This window comes from Thiocystis minor (assembly GCF_016653465.1).
In the GTDB taxonomy this organism is placed as follows: domain Bacteria; phylum Pseudomonadota; class Gammaproteobacteria; order Chromatiales; family Chromatiaceae; genus Chromatium; species Chromatium minus.
Genome location: NZ_NHSQ01000095.1, coordinates 20159 through 31433 on the forward strand (window position 1 = coordinate 20159; position 11275 = coordinate 31433).

General features: G+C 61.6%; 13 protein-coding genes. 6 read left to right on the top strand and 7 right to left on the bottom strand.

Features of this window, described 5'->3' with window-relative positions; all coding sequences use genetic code 11:
• Positions 1 to 40: 40 nt before the first annotated feature.
• On the top strand, positions 41 to 412 hold the full coding sequence (locus CCR95_RS14225; RefSeq protein WP_201095559.1) for an Mth938-like domain-containing protein: 372 nt from the start codon (positions 41 to 43) through the stop codon (positions 410 to 412).
• A gap of 26 nt (positions 413 to 438) precedes the next feature.
• On the opposite strand, the gene CCR95_RS14230 is transcribed toward CCR95_RS14225, so the two are convergent.
• The gene (locus CCR95_RS14230; RefSeq protein WP_242523253.1) at positions 439 to 981 is read right to left on the bottom strand and encodes a DUF3782 domain-containing protein; all 543 of its coding nucleotides are present in this window, start codon (positions 979 to 981) and stop codon (positions 439 to 441) included.
• Positions 982 to 1071: 90 nt separating this feature from the next.
• Here CCR95_RS14230 and CCR95_RS14235 point away from each other — a divergent pair, with 90 nt between their 5' ends.
• From CCR95_RS14235 to CCR95_RS14245, 3 genes are all read left to right on the top strand, one after another.
• Entirely contained in the window at positions 1072 to 1800 is a 729-nt protein-coding gene (locus CCR95_RS14235) for a hypothetical protein (protein ID WP_338115402.1), read from the top strand.
• A gap of 175 nt (positions 1801 to 1975) precedes the next feature.
• Positions 1976 to 3376, top strand: a complete 1401-nt coding sequence (nhaD, locus tag CCR95_RS14240; RefSeq protein ID WP_201095570.1) for a sodium:proton antiporter NhaD — start codon at positions 1976 to 1978, stop codon at positions 3374 to 3376.
• Entirely contained in the window at positions 3369 to 3926 is a 558-nt protein-coding gene (locus tag CCR95_RS14245) for a thermonuclease family protein (RefSeq protein WP_201095572.1), read from the top strand. Before nhaD ends, CCR95_RS14245 begins: the two co-directional genes overlap by 8 nt.
• Positions 3927 to 4427: 501 nt before the next feature.
• Here CCR95_RS14245 and CCR95_RS14250 read toward each other — a convergent pair.
• Positions 4428 to 5474: an SAM-dependent methyltransferase gene (locus CCR95_RS14250; RefSeq protein WP_201095584.1), complete on the bottom strand. Its 1047-nt coding sequence runs from the start codon at positions 5472 to 5474 to the stop codon at positions 4428 to 4430.
• A 251-nt stretch (positions 5475 to 5725) separates the two neighbouring features.
• Positions 5726 to 6289 carry an L-threonylcarbamoyladenylate synthase type 1 TsaC gene (gene tsaC, locus CCR95_RS14255; protein WP_201095578.1) on the bottom strand — a complete coding sequence of 188 codons (564 nt, stop codon included), beginning with the start codon at positions 6287 to 6289 and terminating at the stop codon, positions 5726 to 5728.
• Between the two features lie 167 nt (positions 6290 to 6456).
• Between tsaC and CCR95_RS25885 the strand changes: the two genes are divergently transcribed.
• Positions 6457 to 6666, top strand: coding sequence for an HDOD domain-containing protein (locus CCR95_RS25885; RefSeq protein ID WP_276570265.1), 210 nt, complete (start codon positions 6457 to 6459; stop codon positions 6664 to 6666).
• A 70-nt stretch (positions 6667 to 6736) separates the two neighbouring features.
• Positions 6737 to 7948 carry an HDOD domain-containing protein gene (locus tag CCR95_RS14260; RefSeq protein ID WP_276570266.1) on the top strand — a complete coding sequence of 404 codons (1212 nt, stop codon included), beginning with the start codon at positions 6737 to 6739 and terminating at the stop codon, positions 7946 to 7948.
• A gap of 51 nt (positions 7949 to 7999) precedes the next feature.
• Here the strand turns inward: CCR95_RS14260 and CCR95_RS14265 are convergent, their stop codons facing one another.
• From CCR95_RS14265 to CCR95_RS26365, 4 genes are all read right to left on the bottom strand, one after another.
• On the bottom strand, positions 8000 to 8602 hold the full coding sequence (locus tag CCR95_RS14265) for an HAD-IB family hydrolase (protein WP_201095580.1): 603 nt from the start codon (positions 8600 to 8602) through the stop codon (positions 8000 to 8002).
• Between the two features lie 87 nt (positions 8603 to 8689).
• Complete coding sequence (locus tag CCR95_RS14270; protein WP_201095582.1) at positions 8690 to 10189, bottom strand: helix-hairpin-helix domain-containing protein; 1500 nt, start codon at positions 10187 to 10189, stop codon at positions 8690 to 8692.
• Between the two features lie 78 nt (positions 10190 to 10267).
• Positions 10268 to 10666, bottom strand: a complete 399-nt coding sequence (locus CCR95_RS14275) for a hypothetical protein (protein ID WP_242523254.1) — start codon at positions 10664 to 10666, stop codon at positions 10268 to 10270.
• 132 nt (positions 10667 to 10798) lie between these two features.
• Complete coding sequence (locus CCR95_RS26365; protein ID WP_201095586.1) at positions 10799 to 11200, bottom strand: recombinase family protein; 402 nt, start codon at positions 11198 to 11200, stop codon at positions 10799 to 10801.
• Between the last annotated feature and the right edge of the window lie 75 nt (positions 11201 to 11275).

The window sequence follows — 11275 nt, forward strand, 5'->3', positions numbered from 1 at the left end:
CCCGCTTGTTCGCGCCCAACGCATCGGGTATGTTGACCGCATGCGATTTTCCGAAGCAGACAATACGAGCGGCTACCTGATCGATGCCTATGGCGTGGACGGTATCGTGATCGGCGGACGACGCTATCGGCGGGGTCTGATCGTGACACCCGAGCGGATCGTCGATCTCTGGGGGCCGAATCAACCGAGCGAGTTGATGGCGGAACATCTGGATGAGCTGTTGGCGTTCTCGCCTCAGATCATCGTGCTGGGGACTGGCCGCACTCAGATCTTCCCGGATCCAAGCCTGTATTTCAGGATGATGGAACAGCGGATTGGCTTTGAAATCATGGACACGGGCGCGGCCTGCCGGACCTATAACATTCTGATGTCCGAGGGCCGTCGCGTCGTCGCCGCTTTCATGGCAGAGTAAGTCCGACGGCGATTCAAGGCGCCCGATCACCAGATCTTGGGCGCAAATTTAGCGTCGTTGAGAATCCTCACGCTGTCGCCGGTCTGCGCCAGCACGAACAGCCCCTGACGATACGCAAAGGCCGCCGCGCCTTCCTCGATGCGCATCCCCGCCACCGCGCCATGCAAACGCTTGTCGGCATACTCCGGAAAAAAATGGCGAAAACGCTTGAGGTCTTCCAGGAATTCGCGGACCTCCTCGACACCCAGGCTGCTCTTGACCTCCACGTCGACCACATGCTCGGCGTTCACCACCAGCACGTCGATTTCCAGCGTATCGCCGCCCATCCGCTTCATGACACGCCGGCTGACCATGTGCACCGGGATCCCGCGCTCGGTAAACAACCGCTCGCAGGCCGGGGCGACCAGATTCTCGACGAACAGGCCCCATTGCCCGCCCAGTTCGCCGATCCGTTTGTTGACATCCTTGATGGCTCGGTCGGTCTCCTGAAACTTCCGGTCGGTTTCTTTTTGTGCCTCGGCCACTTCCCGGAACAGTGCCCAGACATCGTCGAGCGTCGTGGTTGCCATCTCGCCCATCTCACAGTTGATCTGTCATGCCAACAGCATAACCCAAATCCTGGACCATCCATCTTGCCCCTCGCCCGGACGGCACGTAGCATGAGGCATCGCGGGCTGTCGCCGTCCCACCTCATCCATCCTCGGGAGCATTCCACCACCATGGACCGCAAGATCGTCCTGTCCGTGCTCGGCGCCGCCATCCTGAGCTTCGTCGCCATCCTGTTGCTGATGCCCGCCACGCTCGACGACATCACCGAGCGTCTCCCGTGGCGCATCGCCCAGGACGAGGCCGGGCGTACCCGCGTCTTTGGCTTCACCCTCGGACAGACCACGCTCGCCGAGGTCCGCGCGGTGTTTCGCGAAGACGGCGAACTGAACCTGTTCCAGACCCCCGGAGACCCGCCCCGCCATGCCGCGGAAGCCTTTTTCGAGCAGATCCTTCTGCAACGCCTGCGCGCGGATTTCGTCATCGCGCTGGAGGTCGACCAGCCGACGCTGATTGGTATGTATGACCGGGGACTGCGCATCAGCCAACTCGGCAGCGGCAGCAAAAAGATCAAACTCACCCCCGACGATGCCACGGCGCTCGCCTCGCGTCCCATCCAGAGCATCAGTTACCTGCCCAAGGCGCGACTCGACGCCGACCTGCTCGAACAGCGTTTCGGCCCGCCATCCCGAGAGCTGACCGAACCCGAGACCGGGATTGTCCATTGGCTCTATCCCGCGCGCGGACTCGACATCGCCATGGCGCCCAATGGCAAGGTGGTCATTCAGTATGTCAATCCACGGGATTTCGACAGACTCCTGGAGCCGCTCAAGGCGCTTTAGACGGTGCCCGAATCCCGCCAGGCAGGATTGGCTGCGCGGGGGTTGCGCGGCTCGATCGACCGATTCGACGGACGGCAGCGAAGCAACCTGACTTGGCGACCGTCGAGACAGAGGGTATCTTGCGCGGTGGCCCGTCCGCCGGGATAAATCCAGCAGTTCATAAGAAGGATCAATCATGCACCCCGCGACCCTTTTTTTGATGGGCATCTTCGCCCTCTTCGCCCCTTTTGCGGCCTTTGCGTCGGAAACCGCCAACCCCATCGACCTGACGACGCATGCCGTCGGCTATGCCGCGCTGAGCATCTTCGCTCTGGCCTATGTCCTGGTGATGACCGAGGAATTCCTGCATCTGCGCAAATCCAAGCCGGTCATCATCGCCGCCGGCGTCATCTGGTGCCTGATCGCCTACGTCTATATTCAGATGGGCGAGCCGCATCTGGCCGGCGAGGCCGTCCGTCACAACCTGCTTGAATATGCCGAACTCATGCTGTTCCTGCTGGTGGCGATGACCTATATCAATGCGCTTCAGGAGCGGCAGGTGTTCGACGCGCTGCGTTCCTGGCTGATTCGCAAGGGATTCGGCTTTCGCGCGCTGTTCTGGCTGACCGGCGTGCTCGCCTTCCTGATCTCGCCGGTTGCGGACAACCTGACCACGGCCCTGTTGATGTGCGCGGTGGTGCTGGCGGTCGGTGGCGACAACAAGCGCTTCGTCACCCTCGCCTGCATCAACATCGTGGTGGGAGCGAATGCCGGCGGCGCCTTCAGCCCGTTCGGGGACATCACGACCCTGATGGTTTGGCAGAAGGGCATGGTCGACTTTTTCGGTTTTTTCAAGCTGTTCGTGCCCGCCGTGGTCAACTTCGTGGTGCCCGCGATCCTCATGCACTTCGCCGTCCCCAATTTCAAACCGGTCGCAAGCTCGGAGGATGTGCCCATGAAACGGGGCGCCCGGCGCATCATCGTCCTGTTTCTGCTGACCATCGCCACCGCCGTGAGCTTCCACAACTTCCTGCATCTGCCGCCGGTGCTCGGGATGCTCACCGGTCTTGGCTATCTGCAATTCTTCGGTTACTACCTGCGCATGAGCCACCATCGCTGGCAGCGACGCAATGAGGATCGGGCCACGCTGGTTGGCGACATGACCCCCTTCGATGTCTTCAACAAGGTCGCGCGGGCCGAATGGGACACCCTGCTGTTCTTCTATGGCGTGGTGCTCTGCGTCGGCGGACTCGGACAGCTCGGCTATCTCGCGATGGCGTCTGATCTCATGTACAACCAATGGGGGCCGACCCATGCCAACATCGCGATCGGCTTCCTCTCGGCCATTGTCGACAATATCCCGGTGATGTTCGCCGTTTTGACCATGAATCCCGAGATGAACGAGACCCAGTGGCTGCTGGTCACCCTGACCGCTGGCGTCGGCGGCTCGCTATTGTCCATTGGCTCGGCGGCTGGCGTGGCGCTCATGGGTCAAGCACGCGGAACCTACACCTTCTTCGCGCATCTGGAATGGACGCCCGCGATCGCGCTCGGCTATCTGTCGAGCATCGCGGTCCATCTGTGGCTCAATGGCTGATTCCGGACCTCGGGGGCGTCGTCGCACGCCCCTTTCGACCCTGTTGATCGCCCTGCTCCTGGTCGGCGCCTGGGCGGTCGAACGCTGGGGGCCGGGGCTGATTCCGGGCAACTGGTCGTTCGGCGCCTCGGGCCGGACCTGCCGGCTGGATACCGTGCTGGACGGCGATTCGCTGCGGCTGACCTGCCAGGGCGAGCGGGTTGAGGTGCGATTGCACTGCATCGACGCCCCCGAGCACAAACAGCGGCCTTGGTCTGACCGCTCGCGCGACTCACTCCGCCAACTCGCGACCCGACAACTGGAACTGGTGCCGATCGACAAGGACCGCTTCGGGCGCACGGTGGGCGATGTCTACAGCGTCGGAGCGAAACAGCGGCTCCTGCTGAATCTGGAGCAAGTCAGGAGCGGCAATGCGGCGGTCTATGCGCGCTATTGCGAGGATAAACGGTTTTTTCGCGCAGAACGCGAGGCTCGCGAGGCCAAGCGAGGGATCTGGAGTCGCAAGGGCGAACACCAAACCCCCTGGATTTTTCGGCATCGCAAACGCTGAGCGCGGCCGAGCATTCTTGATGGCCCGTTTCCGATCCCTACGCCGCAGAAAACCCGCGTTTCAATGAGTTCGCTGCCTGGGGGTATCTCTCAAGGCCGTCGCATGCCTTCGTGGAGCGTCATGAAGCGGGGATGGGCGCAGATACTCCAAGAGTGCAAGAGCGGCTTGATGAGCCGTGTCATGATCCAGTTGACATCCCCCTGCCCGAGCATAGTGCTTGCGGATGGTGTCTCCATGGGTTGACGCGAATTCGTCAACCGCCAACTTCCGATCCGCCAGGATGGCTCGGAAGGCGACCAGATCGGTCTCCAGATCGTGATAGATAATCGCCGGGTCAAGAAAAATCATGGGGAAACATCAGCATGACGAATGGGCAGTCGCTGAATTCTGACGGATCCGAGCAAGACAAACTATTCCGTACAAATACTGACCGGTCGGCGCTCCCGCGATGCCTGACCGCGCGCCGGTCGGGATGCGGGCGGGGAGCGCCATACCTCAATCTCACGTCGGCCGTTCGAACAGATAGTGACCGACGAACCATTCCTGTCCCTTCCGGTACCCGAACAGCTCGGCGCAGGCCATGAAAAACAGCCGCCAGCGCATCCACCAGGTCGCCGCCTCGCCCGCGCCGTAGGTTTCCTCCAGGATCGGCCAGACCTGCTCGCGGACAGCGTCCATACGATCCAGCCAGGCATTGAGCGTGCGCTCGTAATGGCGGCCGTCCCAACGCCAGCGGGTGATCAATTTCAGATCATCCTGAAAGTGAAGCGGGAGATCGTCGCTCGGCATGATGCCGCCAGCAAAGAAATAATGACTCATCCAGTCGCTGGGGCCGATGTCCTCGAAGGGATAGGGATGCTCCCGGTGAACGAAGATGTGCATCAGAAAACGCCCGCCGGGAGTCAACCATTCGTAGACGCGGCGCAAGAGCGCGCGGTGGTTGCGCATGTGCTCGAACATCTCCAGTGAGACGATGCGGTCGTAACGGCCTTCGGCCTGAAAGTCGTTCATGTCCGCCGTGACGATCGTTAGATTCGCAAGTCCCAGACGGTCGCGTTCCGCTTCGATGAACTGGCGCTGGCCGTGTGAGTTGGAGACTCCCGTGATCCGGGCAGTCGGAAATCGTTCCGCCAGATAAAGACTGAAGGCGCCCCAACCGCAGCCAAGCTCCAGCACCCGCTGACCGTCCTCGATCCCTGCCCGTTCGGCGGTCATGCGCAGCGCTGCCTCCTCCGCGTCAGCAAGGGTCTTGACTCCGTCCGGCCAATAACAACTGCTGTATTTACGGCGCGGCCCCAGTACAAGATCGAAAAAGGCCGCTGGGAGTTCGTAGTGCTGTTCGTTCGCCCGCGCCGGCACCTCGGCGATCGGAGCGGCATCCATCATGGCGATGAACTCGCGCTTGTGACGCATCGCTGCCTCGCAGTCATGCAGCGGCAGACTCGCCAGGCGCTGACGCAGCAGCAGGCGAATTCCAGCGCGCACGAGAGAATCCGGCGCCCTGCCCTGTTCGACCCAGCGGATCGCAGTTTCCGTTGCTTTGAACATCATCATTCCTCTCGCCTTGTCTCGATAAAATTGAACCGCGTCCGACACGATTCAAATGTTGGCGGCATTGGAGGAGGACAAGTCCAAGGGCGCAATCGATTCTTCAGATCCTGGCCAGCCATCCAAACCGCGGGATGGCCACTGGGCGCGGAGTGCCGCTTGATGCGTGATACCGCGGAGCGGTGTCACGAAAAATCGCACTCCTTGGCGGCTGGCGGCTGGCGGCTGGCGGCTGGCGGCTGGCGGCCAATTCAGCCCCGCAGCACTCGCCCCGTGCGACCGTCGCGGATGCTTGATGGACGTCCGGAACCCTGACAGGCGCCAACGAGGAGAGCGTCGGGTTGATCGTGCAGCGCCAACCGCACCTGCAAGCTCGTACGGGCTGGTGGGCGATCGGCTCGATTGGCGCTGCTGGAGACGATGGCACCGCCATAAGTCTGGCACAGCCCGGCGGCAAGCGGGTGGGCGGTGACCCGAACCGCGAGTGTATCGAAACGGCCCGTCAGCCAACAGGGCGTCGAGGGGCGGACGGGCAAGAGCCAGGTGTGGGGACCCGGCCAGCTCGCGTGGATGTCCGCCATGCGCTCGGCGGACAGATCCTCCACAAAAGGCGTCAGTTGAGCAGGATCGGCCGCGATCAGGATGAGTCCCTTGGAAACATCGCGCTGCTTGATCGTCAGGAGACGTTCCACGGCGGCCCGATTCCAAGGATCGCAGCCCAATCCATACACCGCTTCCGTCGGATAGGCGACCACGCCGCCATGTCGCATGACATGCGCGGCAAGACGCAAACGATGACGAGGAAGAAACGGCATGATGCACATCCATCGAGAGATAAAATGCCGAGCGCGACAGAGAGTCCGTTCCCGAGGGCCAGGATCGCGAAACTCTCGGCGGACGATTGCGAAAGATCAACCGCCTATCTGGAAAGCCCCCCGCCGCTCGCCTATAGTTTACCGTTCTTAAGTGTGTCGATACCGACTTGAAAACTGAAACCACTCCGACCGGTCTGGACGAATGGGTCGAATTGATCCGCGCACAGGAAATGCCGATCTTCGACGATACGGCCCATAAGGTCATCGCCTTTGCGGACGATGAGCTGGCGCCGATCTCGGAACTGGCAGGCGTGATTTTGCGCGACGCATCCCTGACCGCGCGCGTCCTCAAGCTGGCCAACTCCATATTATTATAATCCGACTGGCGCCGGCATCAGCACGATTACGCGCGCCGTCATCGTGCTTGGCTTCAATGCGGTACGTGACATGTGCCTCGCGGTGACCCTGGTCGATGCCCTGGTCAAGGGTGCCGCCCGGGACCGTCTGAGCCGCGAACTGGCGCGCTCGCTGCACTCCGCGACCCAGGCGCGCGCGCTGGCGGCGGCGCGCGGGGACAAATCGCCCGAAGAGGTCTTCATCGCCACCCTTCTCACCCGCATCGGAGAGTTGGCTTTCTGGTGTTTCAGTGGCGAGATCGGCCAGACGCTGGAGCGCGCGTCGAACCAGCCCGGCATCACCCCCGAACAGGCCCAGGAGAAGGTGCTCGGCTTTCGGCTCAGCCATCTGAGCAAGCAATTGATCCAGGAATGGCACCTGACCGAACTGCTGCAGAAGGCGATCAGCCATCCCACGCAAATGGATGAACGGATGCAGATCGTCGTATTAGGCCAACGAATTGCTCGCTGTGCCGAGGAACAGGGCTGGCGCTCGGACGAGATGAATCAACTGGTGCAGAAGACCGCCAGGCTGACCGATCTCCCGCCCGAGGAGGCCCGCGCGCTGCTATACCAGAAGGCGCGCGCGGCCAGCCTGCTGGCGACCGATCTGGGCGCCGGTTTCGCCGCGGTCCATATCCCCCAGCCCAGCCCAAGCGACCTCGGCGAGCACGCACTGGCGGCAGAGCCGCCATCGGCAAGACCGCCGGTGCCCGTGCTCCAGCCGTCTCCCGACGGTCCGTTGCGCATCAAGATCCTGCGCGAACTTGCGACTTTTCTCGATGCGGGCCAATGCGACTTCAATCTCATCATGGAGCTGGCGCTGGAGGGAATCTACCGAGGCGTCGGCATGGATCGCGTCCTGTTCGCCCTGACCACGCCCGACAAGAAGGCGATCAAGGCAAAATATGCGCTTGGGCAGGATCAGGCGGAACTGACCGGTGGCTTCCAGTTTATCCGCCCGCCCGGTGCGCCCGACATCCTGTTTCAGACCATGGACCGCAAACTCCCGCACTGGGTAACCGCCCGCGAATGCGACGATGCACGCTTGATCCCCGCCCGACTGACGCAACTGGTTGGACGCACGCCCTTCATGCTTGCACCCATCGTCGTCAATCATCAGTGCATCGGACTTTTTTACACGGATCGCGGCCTAAGCAAACGAGCGCTCGATGCCGTTAGCTTCGACGACTTCAAACATTTTGTTCACCAGGCCAACATCGGGCTCAGTCTGGCCGCCTCGCGTCCGCGCCGGAAGACGTGATCGGTTTTGCAGAGAGTCTTGCGAGCGGCACCGTCGGTTCGGGCCGTCCGCTCACTCGAAAGGTCGGTAATGCGGAACATCCGCGACCTCCAGCATCTCCCGGTCTCCCGCCGAGTCGCCGTAAGCATGAAGCTCGTACTGGGCTAAATCGCCGAGCAGACCCTCCAGACGCCTGACCTTCTCGGGGCCTCGACAATTGGCGCCATCCATCCCGCCGTCGAACAGCAACGAATTGCCCGCGGGTTTGGTACAGAGCAGATCGTCGAACCCCAGACGCGCCGCAACCGGTTCCAGATATAGATCGAGCGAGGCGCTGACCATGACGAGTCGGTGCCCCTGCGACCTGTGCCAAGCGATTTTTTCCAAGGCGGCGGGTCGAAACAGCGCTTCCACCGCGCGAGCGTGCGCGTCTCCGAGCCGTCGCAACGGCGGCACCGACCGACCGGGAAAGAGACTGCCGATGATCCTGGCCTTGAAACGATCGCGATCGGAGCGTTTCAGAACGACCTTCAGCGCTTCGCCGGCAAGGCTCGCGAAGGCCAGCCCAACGCGGACGCGACCAAAAGCAAGCGCCAGAAACGGGACAAAGGTGTCTCGGGTGGTGATGGTGCCGTCGAAGTCAAAGGCGGCGACAACGGGTTTTGTTTGATTCATAAACCACCGTTCCAGGGCAACAGGCAGCGTTTTTCGCGAAAGAACGCGCGTCGGAACCAACGAACGTTGCCGTTGGCGCGCTTCAGCTCAGGCTTCGACCATCTGAACCACGACCAGCCGGCCGCCCTCGCCCTTGGCCAGCAGAATCTGCTGCCCGTCCTGAAGTTCGAGCTTGCCGCCGATCGGGATGACCATCCGGGTTGCGACGTCCATCAGGTCGGGCAGACGTTCGTTGACCAACCACCATCGTCGCTCGTGCAGAACGAAATACCCAACCCGCCGTTTCTGCTCCTCGTCGAGTTTCTCGTTCGGAGCGATCAGATGATTCGCGTGCCAGTGAAAGAGCGATTGGCCGGTCCAGATCATCAGCCGATGGTTATCGGGTCTGAACTGCCCCTCCTCGCGGGACGAGTACAGATTCAGCACCGGCAGTTTCCCCTGAAAGGGCGTTCCGCAGAACGGACAGCAGGGTTTGGTGGAATTGTCGAAGACATACCACTTCTGCTCGCAATCGGAGTTCAGGCAGGGCTGAATCAGATCGACCGTCTTTACCAACGCGGTCTCCCAGTCGTTCGCTGACGGGCGCTGACCGGGATCGTGCAGACCGGAGACAAAGGACTGCTCGAAGAGTCGGGACAGATAAGGGCCGGTGAGGGTGTACGGTAGCCGCTCGGTATCGGCCCAGGGCAGTTCGGTCGGTTTGGCGCTGGCCGCCTGGATGCGGTTGCTCCGGTCGGTCGGGTGCTCGACGAAGAGCGCGCGCTCGCCCATCGAAAGCTGCTCGTCGCGCTGCTCATCGTCGATCTCGTGAACCCTGGCCCCGCGCAAGGGATGCCGGTAGAGCAGATACAGATAGATGAGCACCGCGAGTGCGTGCAGATCGGTCTCGCGGCGCGGCAGCTTGCGGTTGGGGTCGTCTTTCGGGAGATGGGCGGTGGCAACCACCTCGGGGGCGATGAAGTCCGGCGTCCCGACCACATCCGGCGGATATTTGCCGGGAACCACCAGACCGTCGACATCAATGACGCAGGCGAGTCCCTGGGAGGGATCGACCAGGACGTTCTTGTACGACAGGTCCGAATGCGCGAGCCCGGCCATGTGCATGCGGCGCACGGCGCGCGCGAGCAGCAGACAGACCTTCAGATGGTTGAGCCAGTCGCCCAGCTCGCGCGGGTCGACGAAGCGGTTGCGCAGATTGGCCGCTGCGAACCACTTGCCCTCCTTTTCCTTCCCCTTGATGCCGAGCATGTCGTTATTCTTGGAGCCATGCTCGAAGAAGAAATGTCCCGGATAGGTCGGCGCGACCAACCCGAGCCGGCCCTCATGCTCAAGCACCGCCGTTGGCCAGCAAAAGAGGTTCCGCCAGTAGTCGCCGCCGATCTGATTGAAGATGCTCTCGCGGTATTTGCCGGCGATCATCTGGAGGCGCTCTTTCGCTTGACAATCCTGCCGGGTCTTGTAGAAAGCGACGACATAGGATCGGTCGGGCGACAAATGCACCTCCTTCATCGCACCCGATCCGATGACCTCGTCGACGAACTGTATCATCTGGCCGTCGAGCGTTTCACAAGTGACAATCTTTGCCATCGGCGGATCCTTAGGCGGTTTCCAGGAAAATCAGACCAAGGCGCAAGGCTTTGGAATGGACAGGATTAACCGGATAACTCAGGGGTGAATCAAGATGTCTTCCATGACCTGCTGGATCTCATCGTTGCCGAAGCTGCACCCCGTATCGCGCTTAATGACCAAGCGGACCCTGTTGATGACGTCTTCGGTCAGAATCGACCGGACCATGCTTGCGCGCGTCAAGGCGCTCACTTCATTCCAGCGTTTCTCCAGCATCCCCTTGCGGGTCATGCCGTCGCGGGAAATCAGCAGCAATCGCTCGCAGTCATCAAGGCCGACAGCCGGCAACAGATCGACCGAGAACACCAAGCTCGCGGTCACGATATCGTGCGTCGAAATATGGTAGATCCTCCAGGTCGAGAGGTTGGACAGCAGCGCCCAACGGATCCCGGAATAGGCTCCGTAAGAGGTCGCCTGAAAGACGTGCTTGTCGTGCAAGCTGACTCCAGCACGCTTGCTCTGCCTCGATCTCTTCCATGACATACCCGAAGACATCCACCAGTGTCAATCGCCATCCAAAAGCGACCAGGGTAGAGTAGAGAGCAGGTCATCCATCGCGGTAGCCGTAGCTTATCTGTTTCCGCTCCTTTCGTCTGGCGGTGCCTCCATAGCCGAGTCCTCGTCACAGAATACCAGCCCTCCCTCATCAGTAGGGTCGGGAACTCGCGCGCCGACGGTAGGGCCGATCGCGCCGTGGCTCGGCGTGCTTGCCCCGTTGGGGGCGCCGGCGCGGGCGCGCGTCTTGCCGAACGCCGCTCGGCCGCAGTCGGCGGGATTTTTAAGGATGCCCCACACGCTGGTGCGATCCCACCGGCCTTGAGCGCTGGGACGAGGGATCCCCCGTTCGCGCAGGCGCCGGGTGAGCGTGCCGAGACTCAGACGCTCCTCGCCGATCCAAGTAAAGATCAGGGCGAGCGCGCTTAAACATTCCGTTTTTCGGGTAGTTGACGGATGATCGCGAGAAACGACTATCGGAGTTTCTCATGTCAGCCAGCCTTCTTGAGCATTTTGCGTCCCTGGAAGATCCCCGGATCGAACGTAACAAGC